The sequence below is a fragment of the Fluoribacter gormanii genome, assembly GCF_900156395.1.
Classification (GTDB): domain Bacteria; phylum Pseudomonadota; class Gammaproteobacteria; order Legionellales; family Legionellaceae; genus Legionella; species Legionella gormanii.
Window position 1 is genome coordinate 13,194 of the sequence record NZ_FTNL01000032.1, and the last position, 17,588, is coordinate 30,781.

Consider the following 17,588-nt stretch of genomic DNA (forward strand, 5'->3'; position numbering starts at 1 on the left):
GGACAGGTTATTTTTTTTCATTAAAATTCATCAGTCATCGAACCATGAAGAATTGATATGAAAAAACACATAATATTTTTAGAAACCTCAGCGAGAGAGCAAGCCAAGGAGGAAATGCTAAGAGAAGAACTGATTTTTTTTCCTGACGAAGAAGATTCTCGTCTTAGGTTATGTGATTATGTAAAAAACAATTGCAGCCAACCAGATTTTAATTATCAATGTACGGATTATGACGAGGATGTAATAATCGCCGCCAATCCCAATATTGGTCCCAGGCAACTGGGTGTCTATGCTGCAAAATCATTTAGAGCAGGAGAAATTGTCGGAGAAATAAAAGGCACTGATTTATTTGGTATACGACCTAATGCTGAGATAGAGAGGATAGTTGACGAGTACCAAGAAGATACCTCTTATGTTTGGAAATTAAATTTGGATGCTAAAGACAAATATGCTGTAGTAATTGATTTGTTGAAAGCAGGCTCCAGTACTCGCTGGGTTAACCATGCAAAAAAACCTAATTTAGAAGTAAAAGTCATTTGCAAGCAACGTAAAGATGAGTATGGAACAGTTTTATTTGATTATCATGCCTATTATGTTGCAGTCAAAAATATTGCATTTGCTGATGAGTTGACTATTTCTTATGGAGATGATTATTTTTCAGTAGAGCGACCTCAAGTCGTGTGTCAACCTCAAACTCTGGTAGAAATCCTGCATGATCTTGCCAAAACACAAGCAGTTGAAGAAAGTAAGATAAGTAATCGTAATGAAATAAAAAAATTTTTCACTTTATTAAGAGAAGCCATGTTAAGCAAAAATGAACAAAAAAAACAAATATATCTCGATAAGAATTTAGATCCTAAAATCTATGATTTGAGCAATGTCGAAGAGGTGATGCGCTTTCAAAAAGAGCAAAAAATAGAGCTGAAACGGAACTCACCCTACCATTTATTTATAGCACCTACAGTACGTGGAACGGGGGAATATCGTTATTCATTATTTAGTGGTCAGAAAATTCCTGCAAAGAAAACCTTATGCACGCTTGTCGGTCAGAAAATGGAAGGTGTGCCGGAAAAGAATAACGCGATGCTTTTGTGGGCAGGACAACATAATATTGATACGAATTATTTAGTGCAATCAGGCGAGGGTGGATATCTTTATACAAAAGATAAGGCATCAGAAGCCTATTGCATAGAAGGAGCAAAGCACCGAAGCGAAATGAATGTTCGTTTTGATTTTGCAACTAATTCTTATATAACCACACGCCACATTCAACCCGGCGAAGAAATTTTGGCTTATTATGAGGATTATGATTATAGAGCCTCTCCGACTACGTTGGCTAAAGTGTTCACTGATTTTAATGAATCACAATATTATTACCAAGCTACTTGGAGCAATGATAAAGTTGTTATGGAGTACGTAATTCCTAAAACTCCCGGTTATAATTTAGATGAGGTTGATGAATCAAGCTACCCTGAGTTTTCAGAGCAAGAAGACACAAAGGAGTGGAGTTCTGTAGCTGATTATGATGAAAATGAGCGCATTTTAACTCCTGGCCATGATTTAGAAGATCATGAAGGAATCACCACGACTGGTTATAGCTTTGATGCAGTTGGCTCTGACTTCTCGCGTGGTTCGGAGGAAGAGCTTCCAATGGATAAAGAAAGCAGCCATGAAAAAAGGAAGACTTGGAGTCCATCTTTTCAATTTAGCGAAAATATCGCGCATAAAAAAAGAAAAACTACAGAAATGGAGCGAAATGAACCTAAGAAGGGTGAAACTCTTTTTGAAACAGATGTACGCCTCCAGTAATCAGCCTGGTTTTGCTATTGGCATTATGATTGGTGGGGGCTTGCTCCTTAGCAAGCACTCACCAGCAGAAGTTATGCCGAAAAATAGACGTTGATTCCGAATATAATATGCGTCATCCCAATAGCTTGCCATGTTAAAGAAGTACAAGTCGAGGCATTAGACAGGCGATTTAATAGTCAACACTCGCTACTTCAAACGAGCAAAATGTTCACGGCTAAAAGCTACTTTTTCAGCAACTGTTTCTTTGGGATGCTGCTGATGGTGGGCTTCAATTATTCGATATCGTTTTAATCCGCCTTCCCTGTTTGCAATTTGAATATTTAAACCGGGTCGCGCATTTAATTCAAGCATTAACGGTCCGTGTTCTTTATCAAGTACTATATCTACGCCGAGATAGCCTAGTCCTGTTAGTTCATAGCAGCTGGAGGCAATCTCAAGTATTTTATTCCAATAAGGTACTTCAATGCCAACGATGGAGTTCAGGGTATCTGGATGATAATCGATAATGTCATTATGATATACACCACCAAGGGTTTTACCTGTGGCCAGATCGACTCCAACACCAATAGCACCTTGGTGTAAATTCGCTTTTCCACCAGATAGACGAGTTGGAAGTCTCACCATGGCCATAGCGGGATAACCCAATAAACTAATAATGCGAACATCAGGAATACCTTCATAACTTACTTCGGCAAATACAGGATCTACTACAACCCGTTTCTCTATAATTGCATAATCTGAGGTGCCACCGAGGCTGTATGCTCCTGAAAGGAGGCAAGATAAATGGTAGCTAAGTTCTTGGGCTGTGGTGAGTTTACCGTTAATTTGTCGATAACGGCCATAAACTTTATCCTTAAAAACTAAAATACCATCTCCACCAGAACCACGAGCTGGTTTAACAACAAAGTCATTATAAGGTTCTAAACGTTCCTCTATGGTTTTAATTTGTTGTTCTGTTTCAATGATATCGTATAACGGTGGGACCGCGATACCTGCTTTTAGTGCCAGCTTTTTTGTTTTTAACTTATCATCAACTAGGGGGAATAATTTTCTTGGATTATAGCGTAATACAAAATCTGAATTACGCTGGTTAATACTTAATATTCCGTGGTTTTTTAAACGGCGAAACAGAGTAATCATTTTACGTGTCCCGCAAGTGATTTAAAGCGTTTCAATTCAAATAATCGATATCCTCGATATTGACCAAACCATAAGATTAAAGCGAGTAGAACTAATATCAATTCAGGGAAAGCAAAGACAAGATATTGTAATGGCTCATAACTCATTGCCCAATAAGAGATAACAGCTGCGATTAGACTGCCTATACCTGATTTGATGGCTTCTGATGCGCCCCGTTCATCCCATGTAATGCACATACGTTCTATAGTCATGGTTAAAATGACCAGCGGGAATAACGCAACTGATAGTCCTGCATCAAGTCCAAGATTTTGACTGATGATGCTAATAAAAATCATTAGCAAAATCACGACAGTAAGGATTGCCGCGAGTCTAGGTACTAAAAGCAACCTCAATTGATCCAAGTAAAAACGTGCCAGTAGACCAAATGATACAATAATAACGAAGAGGGAAATTCCCCAGACTACATGGGTTTCTCTAAAAGCTAAAGCGATTAGAACTGGCATAAAAGTTCCAAACGTTTTAAGTCCGATAAAATTGCGTAGAATTAAGATAATAAACGCACCTATAGGCACAGTTAATAAAATCTTATAAGTGGCCTGAGCATTCACCGGCAGTTGCAATAATGAGAATCTCAACAGTTGCGAATCAGATTGCAGTCCCCGCGATTTAGCAATACTTAAGGCATTGATCGGCGTAGGCGATACCGTCAAACTAAATTGTGGCTTTTTGCCGCCCACGACGTTAAATACAGGCTCATTGCCATATTGCCAAATAAGGAAATCTTTAGGCAAGCCTGCCCCGCCTGTTTTAGGGTTAATATAAATCCAGTTTTTACCATTGAATACAGCCAAAAATGAACTTAATTCAGCTTTGCTTTTTTGAGATAAATAAATTCCCTTTACTGGAATTGCAGAAATTTTAGACTGATTTAAAATTAAAATGGCAGCATTAATAAGATGCTCATCACTAAAGTTATTACTTGTTAATAACTTGGCATTCCCATCTTTTTTATTCAGTTCTTTAATTGTGCTTTGAGCAAAGGTCTTAATATCTGCTGAAGATTGTCGTACCTGGCTAATAATGGTTTCAACAGCGGATTTTTGACTTTCCTCAAGTGGTTGTGTTTTGGCGGCAGGAGGTGTCGCTAAAGGTGATTCATTGCCCTCTGCCTGGCGAAAAATTGCTCTGTAATACAGCGATTGCGCGCCATGAGCTCGCCGGATTGACCAAACGGTTTCCCGGTTATCACCATTTAAGTTAGTCGTTACCCCATAATTTCTTGATACAAAATACTCATCCAGAATAGCAAAATGCGGCGGTAAATAAGGGATATTAAAACTCGCTTTAATCGGCGTATTCGGGTCTGCAACGAAACGTAAGTTCGATTCAACCATCCAACTGTTAATCGTTTCAGTATCAGTTAATGGCACATCGAGTACGAAGTGTCGATACAAAAAAATTCCTGCTCCAAGAATAAATAGGGTAAAGATTAATCCATAAACATGACGCGTGTTGTTTTTCATTGTTTCTTAAGACTCTGATTTCTTAACGTAAATGTGAGTGCTGGATTAACTGCACCATTAAAGGCAATAATGGCATCTCTTCCCAATAGCAAAGGATAGAGGAACCGTTTGCGATTCGTTAAATTCACTTTAATTGTTCTGACTTTATCTCCAAGTTGTAACTGAAGCAGTACAACGGGTCGTTTGATGGGGGCGTGTGCTATGATTTCTGAACCATGCTCTCCATCACGAACTTTAATTTTTACTCGACCTTTGTATTCGGCTTCAAATATATATTCGCCAGTCTTGGTTGGAACGGTAAAACGTAAGTAAGGAACCCCATCCTTAGTAATTTCCGTAATGTTAGTTGCATTTAAAGATGCTGATTTAGCCCCGGTATCTAATTTAGCTGATAGAGTCAAATTTTTTTCGGGAAACGAAACCTTTTCAACATAACCATAAATTTGTGCTTCATTCGATGCCATAACGGGTCCGGTCATTAGTGCTGCAAAAATAAAGAGAGCAAATATTGATCTCATTGAATCCTCTTTCCTGAGTTGTTTTTATATGAGGACAATATCGTAGCAGGTTTGCCGCCTAAGTCACAACCCGTAAGTAGGGTTAATGAAATATTTTTTGTACGAACAGAGTGTGATATCATGATCAACTGCCCAAAAATTGTATTTTTTTAGTCCATGATGAAACGATTATTGACATCGAGAGCAATAATCCATATAATCCGCCCATCGTAACCGGTCGCCATTTCTGTGTGTAAGAATGACTATTAAGGGCGAAGAAGATTCATCGTTAAAATCAGAAGACCTCGTTTTTCTCTTGGCGATCGCCGGTCGTATTGACGCGCAGAGTAGACTTCTCGCTCAAAAGCTCGATAAAGATCGTTATATTTATCATGCTTATGCCGTTATGGATTCTCTAAGCTCTTCTTACAGTATGTTTAAATACTTTATTGAAGTATTTATATCCAAGACTGATCCTGACTTTATCCACAAAGTACTGACCTCTCCCGAGGGGATCGCTGCCGTTGCTGCAGAAGCGATTTTTTTAGTTTCATTTTCCTTTTTAGCAAGTGTTTATGATAAAGAGAAAAAGGATTCTGTAAAAAAATTCATAGCGTCCGCATGGCCCTATTTTCGTGATCTGATGAAAGGCTTAAAGAATGCCTATAAAGGATGGCGAAGCACCGTCCAAGTTTTAAGCCTCTTAAGTGGGATGGACCTTAAATATATGGTGATCCCGGTAGGATTGGTATTAGGTGTATTTGCTGCTGCCAATCGTCTTTGGATACGCAGCATGTTTGAGCGGCGTAAAATGCAAATGGATATGAATAAAGAGCTGTTACTTCAAATCCAACATTTAAGCTCTTTAACACCGTTAGATCGCAAATCCTATTTAGCACGAATTGAATATCAGGATATGGATAATCGCGTTTATGCGTATTTAGCAGTAGCAACCGGGGGATTTCTAGATGGGTTATACCTTTATATTGGTGTAGTGAGTCTTTCGGCCCTTTCGCCACCTCTTCTTCTTGCTCTGTCGATTATTGGCGCTTTATATACGCTAGCTTGTGTCATTTCACGAATTTATGAAGAATATGATTATCAGTTACGTCTGGAGGTTACCCAAACTCGCTGTAAGTTGGCGTTAACAACTAAAGAACTGGAATTGACCTATACTAAATTACTTGAGTTACAAACACGTAAGAGCATTAAAAATGAAGACCTGGAAGAAATCAGAAGATTGAAGCGTGAGGTTTGTTGTTTAATTGAGAATTTTGAAAAAGAACATCAATTATTACAAGACCAAATAACCTACAATTATGTAGCAGCCGGACTGTTAGGCATGAAGTATGGTTTATTTGCTTACGGTGTGTTGACCAGTATTTTATTTACAGCTTCTTCGCTTTCTTTAATTACTGCAAGTACCTTTCCTCCTGCGTTATTGGCAGTAATTATCGTTTCTGGTCTGGTGTTAATGATAGCGATGGCCGCTTATACCTTGAATGCTCACTATCAGAATATGCAAAGACGCAAAGAAGAGAGTCAAAAAGAGCATCCTTTCACTCAAATTATGGAGATGAAGAGGCGTATTGAGACGAATGTCGATACGGATATTTTAAATGCAGAAACTTTTGCGACCTCATTGAAAGATGGTCTTAAAGAGGATCCTTCACCACAGACTTTTTTCCAAGAGTGGTTTGAAGTATTCCGTTCTTTTGCTTCCGGTCTATCCAAGGGAAATAATTTCTCCAATTTTGCAATGACTTTTTCACAAGAGGCTGATTCTGATGGGCATTATCACGATACGCCTGTAATGGGTGTATTGGCAATTGCAAGTGGCGTCCTCTTTTCAGTAGTTCTCGGCCTTCGGGCTTTGGCAAAAGGTTTGGGGCGTCCACCTCAATGCCCGGCTGGTTCTGCGAAAACTAAAGAATCGGACGGTGTCGAAGTGTCGATGGATAAAATGAAAACCCAGTCTCAAAGGGAATCAAGAGAGCCTCCGAACCCCAAAGCCCCTGATTCCCTGTCGAAAAGCGGTTCTTCATTTTGGAATTTCTTTCATCATAAAAAAATCTCACAAGACACCAAACTGCCTCATTCAATGAGCGAGACTAGCCTAAATCTTTACCGTTCTTCTCCCGGGAGTACAATTGGGGGTTTAGAGTAGGATCGTTATACATTTTAAATTGATGGTAGATTCGGAACGTCCTTTTTTTGGCTTGTACTTCTTCAAGCAATTCTTTGAAGCACTGGGCTAATTGTTCTAATTGTTGATTAATAATTACTAATTTATGGGCACAATTGTTCCGATGCTCTTCTGCAACATCTTCCCGCTTGGTTTGCAGTCCCATGTGATAAGATTTCAAAGATAAAATAGAAAGCCTGTCTATGATCATTCCTGGTGATTCAGAGTTCACGGGACAAGTATTATAATCTGCGGGTCGCAATTGATTGAAAAGCCATTCATCCATTGCTTCCATACGGTTATTACGTAATTGATTGAAGCGGTCAATTTCTCGCTTTGCCTGGTATACAAACTCATACCCCTGATCATCACGACGCGCCCTATCTTCTGCATGCCAGAGCTGATAGTTAAACGCATGATTTTCTTCAACGAGGCGATAAAATTCTTGGTGTTGATGCACTACACCTGAGGCTTTCCATTGGATGATGGAATTTCTATGTAGATTGATGATTTCTTCGCTATTAATACGATCTGACATGTTTTATCCTGACTCTTTGAAAAGAGATGCCAGTTTAACCTATACTGTATAGCGCTACAAATTGGAGCCGAAGTATTTATTATAGATGTTTTCATAAGCCCCATCATTTTCCATTTGTAATAAAATTTTGTTGATGCTGTTGATGAGTGCAGTATTTTTTGGGAGTGCCAGGATTCCATATCCATTTCCGAGAATAATGGGTTTGCCTACAGTTTGAAAGTTAATCACTTTATTAATAGTAAGATACTTAAAGATATTGATGTTCAGCACGATTGCATCGACATCATTATTGAGCAATGCTGTAATCATTAAAGAAATTTTTGGATAGGTTTTTATATTATCTTTGCTGGTATAAAGTGCAAGAGTATCTTCAAGGTGGCTTGCTTCTAGAGTTCCTATTTTTTTGTCTTTAAGATCCGCAATGGTTTTTATATTTGAGGACATAGTTAAAAATTGTCCATCACTTGTCATAAAGGGCAAACTGTAAACATAATTTTGCGAGGTGGTTTGGGGTATGGGGCTTGGCGGAAAAGTAATGTCAATGCTCCCTGCATTTAATTGATCTATTTGGTTCTTTATGGTAACTGGCTTGTATTCGCATACAACATTGAGACGTTTACAAATTTCATTCATCAGATCGATGCAAAAACCAAAATAATGGTTACTGCCATCTACCGCAGAAAAAGGAGGTGCTGATTTTGAAACGCCTACTATAATGCTATTGCTATAAGCGAGTGTCGTACTCACGAACAGAATAAGAAAAAGGAAATGCTTAACCAGCTTCATGCAGTTGTACCATTTCATCTTGAGCGTATTTAAAATCTAGGTTGCCGATAATTATTTGTCAAATTTATGGTCTTCACCTACCTCGAGTCAAAAAGCTATATTTTGCGGCTTTTCCCTGAGGGATGGTCACTTATTGTAACCCTCTCTCAAGTTTTATTTGCGGCATGTAGGAGAATTTTTATTGTGAGTTTAAAATTTATATAGCTAATCAGTGAATTAAATGATTACTTATGTATCTTCTTTGCCAAGCATCTATCCAAGGCATTGGCAAAAGCAGTTTTATCCTTAATGCTTAATGCAGCAGGACCACCAGAATGATGACCCGTGGCTCGTAATTGCTCGTGCATATCTCTTAAATTTAAACGCTGTTTGATAGTGTTCTCAGTATATTCCTCTCCACGAGGATTAATCGCCAATCCTTTTTTGGCAATAACATCTGCTGCCAAAGGGATGTCAGCGGTTATCACTAAATCAAAGGGTTTTAAATGTGTTGTGATATAATGATCTGCGCTGTCAAAACCTTTCACGACTTGCACTGCGTCGATAAAGGGTGAATTAGGATAATTAAGATAGGAATTAGCCACCAAAGTGAGTGGCGTTTTCGTGCGAACCGCGGCGCGAAACAAGATCTCTTTAATTATTTTGGGGCACGCATCGGCATCTACCCAGATATGCATATTGATTAAATTGTCAGGCGAAATTGAGAAGGATTTTAGCAAGTAAGGCTGACAAGTCATATAGGCTAATTATATAATTTTATCCTTGCAAGCATGCCTTCATGATCTGAAACAAATCAGATCTTCTAATTTTTAGGAGAAAGTAATGAGAGTTTTCGCTTTTCTTTGTTTTTCACTGTTATCTTTTTACGTTGCTGCTGAATCGACCTTGCCAGTTGGATGTCAGGCTGTTGCTGTCCAAGGTGAATCAGTGACTCTCAAAGCTAAAAAAAGCAGTCTGGTGTTTATTCATAATCTTACGTCTACCGATTTATGGATTACTCATCCTGTTGCTAACCCAAGTGCTAGCGCAGGTTGGACAACCCGACTGCAAGGCGGAAATTGGTCAGCATTGGCCTTGAATAAAGGCCCGTTTACTTTAAATTGCATTGAATCTAAGCCTGGCCATGAACAACAAGTACCTTGTGAAGGACTGGTTGCCGTCTGTAAATGGAACGAGGTGAAAATTCCTGCCAATGGACAAGACAGTACGTTTTGGGCCGCAGAAGATATGTCTTTATCGGCATTAACCGCCGCAGTGGGCGCACGCGGGTTTGTGATTCCTGTGCCCAAGTAAGGACTACTTATCTTGCTACTTTCATAGATAAATGGTAGAACTGAGCAGATAATGAGTGACTCAATACAATGAAAACAAAATACAAACAGGATATACGTTGAGCAAAAAATCTAAAGATCCCTTTTATAAACGGGAAAGTGAAAAATATACCGATCCTGTCCCAAGTCGCGAATTCATTATGGAAATTCTTAATGAATACGGGAAACCGATGTCACGCAATCAATTATTTGACAAGTTAAAAATAAGTGATGAGCGCAAGCAAGAGTCTATGGGATTTAGACTAAAGGCTATGTTGCGTGATGGACAAATTATGCAAGATCGGCGCAACCGCTTTTGTCTCATGCAACGGATAAATTTATCTCGAGGTATCGTCCAAGGGCATGCTGATGGGTTTGGTTTTTTTATTCCTGATGATGGTTCAGAGGATATGTTTTTGTCCGCTAAAGAAATGCGGGCGGTGATGCATGGAGACGTTGTGCTTGCCTATCAAGTTGGTGTGGACCGACGTGGAAGACCTGAGGCCAAAATTCACGAAGTAATTGAGCATGCTAATGCCACTGTAGTGGGACGATTTTTTACCGATCATGGGGTTAGTTTTGTCTTGCCAGATAGCAAACATTTGACTCAGGACATTTCTATTCCTCAAGAAATGATAAACGGTGCAAAAAATGGACAAATCGTTTTAGTCGAATTAATTGCATTTCCCAGCAAACGAACACAAGCCATAGGCAAAGTGATTCATGTTTTAGGTGAGCACATGGCGCCAGGCATGGAAATTCAAGTTGCACTCTATGCGCATGGAATTCCTTTTGAATGGCCAGAAGATGTGGGCGTTGAAGTAGCAAAAATTCCACAGCATGTCACCGAAGAACAAATCAAGGGACGCACGGATCTCCGCAGTCTTCCATTTGTTACGATTGATGGTGAAGATGCTAAAGATTTTGATGACGCGGTTTATTGTTACAAAAAGCCAAAAGGCGGTTTTCAGTTATATGTTGCGATAGCGGATGTCAGTAATTACGTAATGCAGGATTCCGCATTGGATAAGGAGGCCGCGCGCCGTGGCAACTCAGTTTACTTTCCTGGCAAAGTCATTCCCATGCTACCTGAGGCCTTATCTAATGGTTTATGTTCGTTAAATCCTCATGTCGACCGCCTGTGTATGGTTGCTGAAATGTCGATTAGTAGCGAAGGTAAAATATCGCGGTCACGGTTTTATCGTGCGGTGATTCATTCACATGCCCGATTGACCTACACGCAGGTTGGTTCTTGGCTTGAGCAGGGGGCTACAGACGAACAACATGGTTCCCTATGGCCTACTTTGCAAGCGCTTCACGATTTGTATCACGTATTACTGGTTACTCGTAAACTTCGTGGTGCAATGGATTTTGAGACCACTGAAACGCGAATCGAGTTTGATGAAAATAAAAAAATTCAATATATAATTCCGGTGATTCGCAACGATGCCCATAAATTGATTGAAGAGTGTATGTTGGCTGCGAATGTTGCTACCGCACGATTTTTGGAAAAAGCACAGATCCCTACCCTTTATCGGGTGCATGCTGCTCCTGAAGAGGATAAGGTTACTGCATTAAGGCAGTTTTTAGGCGAATTGGGATTGCAATTGAGCGGCGGTAAAAAACCTGGACCCAAAGATTTTCAGCGCACGATGAATGCCATAGAGGGTCGACCTGACAAGCACTTGATTGAAACAGTAATGCTCCGTTCTTTAAAACAAGCGCTCTATGTTGAAGCGAATGAAGGACACTTCGGTCTCGCCTATTCTGCTTACACTCATTTTACTTCACCCATCAGACGCTATCCTGATTTATTGATCCATCGTGCTATTGGTCATTTGTTGGATAATAATCCCGTTGATGAATTTAGTTACACCCATGAAGACATGAATCGATTGGGTAAACATGCATCAATGACCGAGCGTCGAGCAGATGAAGCAACAAGGGAAGTCGTTTCTTGGTTAAAATGTGAGTACATGCAAGATAAATTAGGGCAGGTATTCAAAGGGCGAATTTCTGCTGTGACAAGTTTTGGAATTTTTGTCGAACTTGATGAAATTTATGTCGAAGGTTTAGTCCATGTGACTTCATTAAAAAATGATTATTATACTTTTGACTCTGTAAAACATCGTTTGATTGGGGCACGAGGCGGATACGTGTATCGCCTGGGGGACAAGATGACGGTTTTAGTGGCCCGCGTTGATCTCGATGAACGTAAAATTGATTTTGAGCCGGTAGAGGAAACAGCAAGTCATGAGTGAGCAGTATGTTTATGGGGTACATGCAGTTTCTGCTTTATTAACTAATCCGCATCGAGTGACTAAAAAGCTCTATATAAGTGAGGACCGTGTAGACAAGCGATTACAGGACATTATTGATAAAGCCATACAATCACATGTCAGTCTCGAAAAATTAAGCACTCAAAAAATGAATCAGCGCTTTGCAGATTTTGCCCATCAAGGAATCGTTGCAGTTGCTTCTTCGTTGCCTGATTACAATGAGTCCCATTTGCTTGCATTATTAGAGGCGAGTAAACAGCCTGCCTTGATTCTTATTCTAGATGGCGTGACCGACCCACATAATTTAGGGGCGTGTTTGCGCACTGCAGATGCAACTGGTGTTGATTTTGTGGTAATTCCTAAAGATAAAAGTGCCAGTATTACTCCGGTAGTGAGTAAAGTCGCATGTGGTGCGGCGGAATCAATACCGTTGGTGAGAGTGACGAATTTGGTACGTAGCATGAAGCTTTTAAAAGAACATGGGGTTTGGATATATGGTGCAGCTGGTGAGGCAACCAGTTCTCTATATCAAATAGATTGTACTGGTGATGTTGCTATTGTGATGGGGGCTGAAGGTGAAGGACTGCGCCGCCTGACACGCGAACATTGCGATGGTTTATTTTCTTTGCCCATGTCAGGCAGTGTGACAAGTTTAAACGTTTCTGTAGCCACTGGTGTTTCCTTATATGAAATCATAAGGCAAAGAAAGGGGAGCGGTTCTTAATGAGTGAATTAAAAATGAAGGCGGCAAAAGCTGCGTTGCAATACATCGAAGACGATATGGTGGTTGGTGTAGGCACAGGATCTACAGTGAATTTCTTTATTAAAGAGCTTGCTACCATAAAACACCGAATTGATGCATGTGTGTCAAGCTCGAAGGCGACTGAGGCTTTATTACGCAAAGAAGGTATTCCTGTTATTGATTTAAACTCGGTACAGGATTTACCGATTTATATTGACGGTGCCGATGAGGTGACTGAGCATGGCGAAATGATTAAGGGAGGCGGTGGTGCTCATACGCGCGAGAAAATTGTAGCCCAAGTAGCGGAAAAATTTATTTGCATCGTGGACAACTCAAAGCTCGTGAAGCATTTGGGAAATTTCCCTGTTGCTGTTGAAGTGATTCCGCTCGCCAGAAGCATGGTTGCCCGACAATTAGTCCAATTGGGAGGTGATCCTGAATATAGAGAAGGCTTCGTTACCGATAATGGTAATATTATTCTTGATGTGTTTAATTTAACAATCAATGAACCTATGGATATGGAAGATCGCATTAACCGAATAACAGGAGTTGTAGAAAACGGGATTTTTGCGCATCGAGTAGCAGATATTATTTTGCTTGCTTCTGCAGATGGTGTTAAGCAAGTAAAGTAGATTAAATCGAAGGTTCCTGGACGATGTGGTGACTGGAGTATTCTCGGGTTATGCTTTGGCTCAATACCATAAGGCTAAGGAACCAAGTATCTCTATGTTCCATGGCTTGTCGATGGAACCCAGCGCTTAAGAAAAACACTGTAGTACCCGCGAAGGCGGGAACCCCTTTCCAGAGGGGCAAAATGCCATTATGAGAATAGATTCCCGCCTTCGCGGGAATGACAAAAATCATTAACTTGATGGTAGTACTACAGGATAAGGTCAAGAATCATTAAATTAAGTAATACAACTTTATAACTAAATAGGTTTTAGGCTAATGAATGAACATAAAGTTTATGTAAACCGAATTTTAAATATGAAAAAAATCAAGCTGATTGGTCTGGACATGGACCATACCTTGATTCGTTATAATTCCGAGAATTTTGAGTCTTTGGTTTATCAGCTCGTCAAAGAGCAATTAGTAGAGGTAAAGCATTATCCTGAGCAGATTAAAAAATTAAATTTTAATTATCATGATGCGATTCGTGGTTTGGTTATTGATAGCAAAAATGGCAATATTTTAAAGCTAAGTCGCTATGGTGCAATTCGCCAAAGCTATCATGGCACGAAACCTATCGATTATGCTGAACAACAGAAAATTTATCGAAGTATCTATGTTGATTTGAGTGATCCGAATTACATGGCGATAGATACCTCATTTTCGATTGCCTTTTGTGTTTTGTATGGCCAATTAGTCCATTTAAAAGATACCTTGTATCCCGAGGAAATACCCAGTTATCAAACCATAGCGCAGGATGTACAATTTTGTGTGGATAAAGTGCATTCTGATGGCAGCTTAAAATCAATTATTAGTAAAAATTTACCGGCATATGTAATTAAAGAGCGTGCCTTGGTTGAGGGGTTGAAGCACTTCATCCATCATGGCAAAAAGATATTTATTCTAACAAACTCCGACTTTTCCTATACAAAGTTATTGCTGGAATATGCAATTAATCCTTTTCTAAAGAAGGGCGAGAGTTGGATCAATTTATTTGAATTCGTCATTACTTTAGCCAATAAACCCCGCTTTTTTTACGATAATCTTCGATTTTTATCAATTCATCCTGCTATTGGGACAATGACTAATACAATAGGTCCAATAGTTCCGGGTGTGTACCAAGGAGGGAATGCCAAAAAGTTTACTGAAGATTTACATGTTCGTGGCGATGAGATTCTTTATATCGGGGATCACATTTATGGAGATATCTTAAGGCTGAAAAAAGATTGCAATTGGCGCACTGCTCTAGTAGTTGAAGAGCTTGGAGAGGAAATAGCGGCGCAAGCACGAGCCATGCCCATAGAGAAAGAAATCAGCAAGGCAATGGACATAAAAAAGGATTTAGAAAAACAATACGTCAATTTGTATACTAAAATGGTTGATGAGGGTTCAAAACAATACAGCCATGAAATACAAGAATTGCAAGCGCAAATCAGCAGAATTGATGCCCAGCTTACCAAATTGTTAAAAGAGCAACAAACCTACTTTAATCCAAAATGGGAACGTATTTTCCGTGCTGGGGCCGAGGAAAGCTATTTTGCCCATCAAGTCGATCGCTTTGCGTGTATATACATGGAAAAATTGTCGGATTTATTGGAATACTCTCCTGTAACTTATTTTCGTGCGAACAGACGCCTACTGGCGCATGACGTTGAAGTATAAAATTTCACACAGAAAAATGAGTTAGCGTGATGTTCGGTAAAAACCGTCCTACCAAATTTTCGGGGATGCGATGAGGGTACCTATTGATGTTTCACTTGTACGCAGATTAATTGATTCTCAATTTCCACAATGGGCTAATTTACCCATTAAACCGGTAGCCTTCAGTGGTTGGGATAACAGAACCTTTCATCTGGGCACTGAAATGACGGTTCGCCTTCCAAGTGCTGCATTTTATGCTCTTCAAGTAGAAAAGGAGCAGTGTTGGTTACCTTATCTTGCCCCTCATTTAACGCTTGCCATTCCCTCACCTATAGCCAAGGGAGAGCCAGCAGAGGGCTATCTTTGGCAATGGTCAATTTATCGATGGATTGACGGACAAACTGTATCACTTGAGCGTGTTAAGGATCTGAGTTTATTTGCCGAAGATCTTGCAAAATTTTTGCTGGAATTACAAACGATTGATACTGCAGGTGGCCCTTTAGCAGGTGAGCACAGTTTTTATCGTGGAGGACCACTGATAACTTATGATGCTGAAGTTCAAGAGGCAATTAAAATTTTGACGAAACAAACAGATACAACGACTCTTTCTTCAATATGGTCTGAGGCGTTAGCTCAAACCTGGCAAAAAGATCCTGTTTGGGTCCATGGAGATATTGCTGTAGGCAATTTATTGATCCAGGGGGGGCGTCTCTGTGCTGTAATTGATTTTGGTCAATTGGCAATCGGTGATCCTGCATGTGATTTGGTAATTGCCTGGACATTTTTAACAGCGCAAAGCCGGGAAGTATTTCGTAGGATACTTCAACCCGATAATGCAACATGGGCGCGTGCTCGAGGGTGGGCCTTGTGGAAAGCATTGATTGTATGTGCGGCATTACCAGGTACTAACCCACTGGATATTGTAAAATCCTGGAGTGTAATTGAGGCGATAATTGCAGATTATAATAATGACAACTAAGATCTTATTGAGGCATAAATTTTAAATCTACAACGTAGAATTTTAAAATACATCGGCATATGGACGATTTATGGAATAAATAATTAATAAGGAATAAGGAAAGCCATGTCACCAATTAAACTATTGAAAACAGTGATCCTTGCTATTTGTTTTATAGGTGTTACTGTATCTATAAGTTCCTGCAATACAAATCAACCCATTTCAACAAGTGATGAAAAAGGTTATGGCGGAGAAGGGGGCGGCGGCCACTAGATTGCCAAAACTCATCATCTTGCAGTACTTATCTGCGGGATGATGAGTTCTTTGCCAAACTGAGGCGGAGATATTTTATCAACTACTGAATTACTTTTCTTAATGTTTCCAGACTAATATTAGCTCCACTTAAAACAACTACAGCATTTTTTCCTTGATAATATTTGGCGCATTTTAAAAAAGAAGCCAAAGCAACACCAGCCGCACCTTCAATTAGTAGATGATGTGTGTTGATGATCGTTATGATTGCAGATTGAATTTCATTTTCGGAAACTGAAACAAAATCATCGACATAGTCGCGACACAGATCCAAAGTAATTGAATTAGGCTCTATACCTCCTGCTGTAGCATCGGAAAGAGTTGGCAATGTTTCCATGGAAATAATTTTTCCTGCTTTAATCGACTCGGACATCACTGGTGAGTTTTCTGGTAAGCACCCTATAATTTTGGTTTTTGGCGAGACGGCTTTTATATATCCAGCAATCCCTCCAATTAATCCACCTCCGCCAACAGGTATAAAAATCACATCAATGGAATCCAGTTGGCGCATGAGTTCTATAGCGATGGTGCCTTGGCCAGCAATGACCTGAGTATTGTTATAGGGAGATACATAAACCATGCTCTGTTGTTTTGCATAATCTATTGCGTGTAACTCAGTTTCTACGCAATCCTGCCCATAGAGTTTAAGCGGTGCATTATAAAAACCTATATTCTCCTTTTTTACTGGAGATACATTTTCAGGAACAAAAATAATTCCTGGAAGTTTGAGTTGATGTAATCCATAGGCAATCGCTGCGCCATGATTTCCTGTTGATGCTGCTACAATGCCATTTTGCCGCTCTTTATTTAAAGACAATAACGCATTAAACGCACCACGTACTTTGAACGAACCTGTATACTGTAAATTCTCACATTTTAAATGAAGATTTACATGAGTTAGTTTACTGAGTGGGACAGAGAAATCCAAAGGAGTTTCACGAATATAGGCGCGAATTCTATATTCGGCGTTTAGTACTTCAGTTTTAATATCAAGCATGAGTTTCTTTTCTCCCTTAACTACGAACGATGCAGGTAATTATATTAGCGGTGCGTGATATAAGATTATACAGGCAAGGAAAAAAATCATCTTTCTGCCGGACAATTTTTTTAGAAGAGAGTCTTTTGAAGATCAGACAAAATCCAATTTGAGAATTTTGAAACAATTTAATTTGTAACTCCCCACGTCATCCCGAACCCGA

The 17,588-nt window shown here is 39.6% G+C and carries 16 protein-coding genes; 9 read left to right on the plus strand and 7 right to left on the minus strand.

All coding sequences use genetic code 11. From position 1 onward, the window contains the following. Window positions 1-57: 57 nt before the first annotated feature. Window positions 58-1,809 carry an SET domain-containing protein-lysine N-methyltransferase gene (locus BW930_RS15400; RefSeq protein WP_058467631.1) on the plus strand — a complete coding sequence of 584 codons (1,752 nt, stop codon included), beginning with the start codon at window positions 58-60 and terminating at the stop codon, window positions 1,807-1,809. A 186-nt stretch (window positions 1,810-1,995) separates the two neighbouring features. On the opposite strand, the gene BW930_RS15405 is transcribed toward BW930_RS15400, so the two are convergent. Genes BW930_RS15405 through BW930_RS15415 form a run of 3 tightly spaced genes read right to left on the minus strand, consistent with a single transcriptional unit; the run spans window position 1,996 to window position 4,990 of the window. Next, complete coding sequence (locus BW930_RS15405; RefSeq protein WP_058467630.1) at window positions 1,996-2,949, minus strand: alpha-L-glutamate ligase-like protein; 954 nt, start codon at window positions 2,947-2,949, stop codon at window positions 1,996-1,998. Further along, window positions 2,946-4,472: an inactive transglutaminase family protein gene (locus BW930_RS15410; RefSeq protein ID WP_058467629.1), complete on the minus strand. Its 1,527-nt coding sequence runs from the start codon at window positions 4,470-4,472 to the stop codon at window positions 2,946-2,948. Before BW930_RS15410 ends, BW930_RS15405 begins: the two co-directional genes overlap by 4 nt. Continuing rightward, entirely contained in the window at window positions 4,469-4,990 is a 522-nt protein-coding gene (locus BW930_RS15415; RefSeq protein WP_058467628.1) for an ATP-dependent zinc protease family protein, read from the minus strand. The genes BW930_RS15410 and BW930_RS15415 overlap by 4 nt, the downstream gene beginning before the upstream one ends. A 238-nt stretch (window positions 4,991-5,228) precedes the next feature. On the opposite strand from BW930_RS15415, the gene BW930_RS15420 reads away from it, so the two are divergent. Next, complete coding sequence (locus tag BW930_RS15420) at window positions 5,229-7,136, plus strand: hypothetical protein (RefSeq protein WP_058467627.1); 1,908 nt, start codon at window positions 5,229-5,231, stop codon at window positions 7,134-7,136. Here BW930_RS15420 and BW930_RS15425 read toward each other — a convergent pair. The 3 genes from BW930_RS15425 to BW930_RS15435 all read right to left on the minus strand — a co-directional run bounded on the left by BW930_RS15425 (window position 7,081) and on the right by BW930_RS15435 (window position 9,155). Continuing rightward, window positions 7,081-7,692 carry a DUF4254 domain-containing protein gene (locus BW930_RS15425; protein ID WP_058467626.1) on the minus strand — a complete coding sequence of 204 codons (612 nt, stop codon included), beginning with the start codon at window positions 7,690-7,692 and terminating at the stop codon, window positions 7,081-7,083. The two genes, BW930_RS15420 and BW930_RS15425, sit on opposite strands and share 56 nt — an antisense overlap. A 54-nt stretch (window positions 7,693-7,746) precedes the next feature. Further along, entirely contained in the window at window positions 7,747-8,478 is a 732-nt protein-coding gene (locus tag BW930_RS15430; protein ID WP_058467625.1) for a transporter substrate-binding domain-containing protein, read from the minus strand. Window positions 8,479-8,702: 224 nt separating this feature from the next. Next, entirely contained in the window at window positions 8,703-9,155 is a 453-nt protein-coding gene (locus tag BW930_RS15435) for a YaiI/YqxD family protein (protein ID WP_058467642.1), read from the minus strand. 145 nt (window positions 9,156-9,300) lie between these two features. On the opposite strand from BW930_RS15435, the gene BW930_RS15440 reads away from it, so the two are divergent. The 7 genes from BW930_RS15440 (at window position 9,301) to BW930_RS17230 (ending at window position 16,350) form a co-directional block, all read left to right on the plus strand. Next, window positions 9,301-9,771: a hypothetical protein gene (locus BW930_RS15440; RefSeq protein ID WP_058467624.1), complete on the plus strand. Its 471-nt coding sequence runs from the start codon at window positions 9,301-9,303 to the stop codon at window positions 9,769-9,771. A gap of 97 nt (window positions 9,772-9,868) precedes the next feature. Beyond that, entirely contained in the window at window positions 9,869-12,049 is a 2,181-nt protein-coding gene (gene rnr, locus BW930_RS15445) for a ribonuclease R (RefSeq protein WP_058467623.1), read from the plus strand. After that, window positions 12,042-12,791, plus strand: coding sequence for a 23S rRNA (guanosine(2251)-2'-O)-methyltransferase RlmB (rlmB, locus tag BW930_RS15450; RefSeq protein WP_058467622.1), 750 nt, complete (start codon window positions 12,042-12,044; stop codon window positions 12,789-12,791). Before rnr ends, rlmB begins: the two co-directional genes overlap by 8 nt. Further along, on the plus strand, window positions 12,791-13,441 hold the full coding sequence (rpiA, locus tag BW930_RS15455; protein WP_058467621.1) for a ribose-5-phosphate isomerase RpiA: 651 nt from the start codon (window positions 12,791-12,793) through the stop codon (window positions 13,439-13,441). Before rlmB ends, rpiA begins: the two co-directional genes overlap by 1 nt. Window positions 13,442-13,757: 316 nt before the next feature. After that, window positions 13,758-15,140: an HAD-IG family 5'-nucleotidase gene (locus BW930_RS15460; RefSeq protein WP_058467620.1), complete on the plus strand. Its 1,383-nt coding sequence runs from the start codon at window positions 13,758-13,760 to the stop codon at window positions 15,138-15,140. 70 nt (window positions 15,141-15,210) lie between these two features. Then, window positions 15,211-16,098 (plus strand): aminoglycoside phosphotransferase family protein, encoded by an 888-nt coding sequence (locus tag BW930_RS15465; RefSeq protein ID WP_058467619.1) that lies wholly within the window; start codon window positions 15,211-15,213, stop codon window positions 16,096-16,098. A gap of 105 nt (window positions 16,099-16,203) precedes the next feature. Beyond that, window positions 16,204-16,350 (plus strand): hypothetical protein, encoded by a 147-nt coding sequence (locus tag BW930_RS17230; protein ID WP_165481626.1) that lies wholly within the window; start codon window positions 16,204-16,206, stop codon window positions 16,348-16,350. Between the two features lie 82 nt (window positions 16,351-16,432). On the opposite strand, the gene BW930_RS15470 is transcribed toward BW930_RS17230, so the two are convergent. Continuing rightward, window positions 16,433-17,386, minus strand: coding sequence for a threonine/serine dehydratase (locus BW930_RS15470; protein ID WP_058467618.1), 954 nt, complete (start codon window positions 17,384-17,386; stop codon window positions 16,433-16,435). Window positions 17,387-17,588: the final 202 nt, after the last annotated feature.

What these genes read in the sequence shown, in the direction of transcription:
- BW930_RS15460 (WP_058467620.1), top strand. Translation starts at nt 13,758, where the DNA reads ATGAATGAACATAAAGTTTATGTAAACCGAATTTTAAATATGAAAAAA.
- BW930_RS15420 (WP_058467627.1), top strand. Translation starts at nt 5,229, where the DNA reads ATGACTATTAAGGGCGAAGAAGATTCATCGTTAAAATCAGAAGACCTC.
- BW930_RS15415 (WP_058467628.1), bottom strand. Translation starts at nt 4,990, where the DNA reads ATGAGATCAATATTTGCTCTCTTTATTTTTGCAGCACTAATGACCGGA.
- BW930_RS15440 (WP_058467624.1), top strand. Translation starts at nt 9,301, where the DNA reads ATGAGAGTTTTCGCTTTTCTTTGTTTTTCACTGTTATCTTTTTACGTT.
- BW930_RS15405 (WP_058467630.1), bottom strand. Translation starts at nt 2,949, where the DNA reads ATGATTACTCTGTTTCGCCGTTTAAAAAACCACGGAATATTAAGTATT.
- BW930_RS15465 (WP_058467619.1), top strand. Translation starts at nt 15,211, where the DNA reads ATGAGGGTACCTATTGATGTTTCACTTGTACGCAGATTAATTGATTCT.
- BW930_RS15400 (WP_058467631.1), top strand. Translation starts at nt 58, where the DNA reads ATGAAAAAACACATAATATTTTTAGAAACCTCAGCGAGAGAGCAAGCC.
- rlmB (WP_058467622.1), top strand. Translation starts at nt 12,042, where the DNA reads ATGAGTGAGCAGTATGTTTATGGGGTACATGCAGTTTCTGCTTTATTA.
- BW930_RS15410 (WP_058467629.1), bottom strand. Translation starts at nt 4,472, where the DNA reads ATGAAAAACAACACGCGTCATGTTTATGGATTAATCTTTACCCTATTT.
- BW930_RS17230 (WP_165481626.1), top strand. Translation starts at nt 16,204, where the DNA reads ATGTCACCAATTAAACTATTGAAAACAGTGATCCTTGCTATTTGTTTT.
- BW930_RS15430 (WP_058467625.1), bottom strand. Translation starts at nt 8,478, where the DNA reads ATGAAGCTGGTTAAGCATTTCCTTTTTCTTATTCTGTTCGTGAGTACG.
- rpiA (WP_058467621.1), top strand. Translation starts at nt 12,791, where the DNA reads ATGAGTGAATTAAAAATGAAGGCGGCAAAAGCTGCGTTGCAATACATC.
- BW930_RS15425 (WP_058467626.1), bottom strand. Translation starts at nt 7,692, where the DNA reads ATGTCAGATCGTATTAATAGCGAAGAAATCATCAATCTACATAGAAAT.
- BW930_RS15435 (WP_058467642.1), bottom strand. Translation starts at nt 9,155, where the DNA reads ATGCATATCTGGGTAGATGCCGATGCGTGCCCCAAAATAATTAAAGAG.
- BW930_RS15470 (WP_058467618.1), bottom strand. Translation starts at nt 17,386, where the DNA reads ATGCTTGATATTAAAACTGAAGTACTAAACGCCGAATATAGAATTCGC.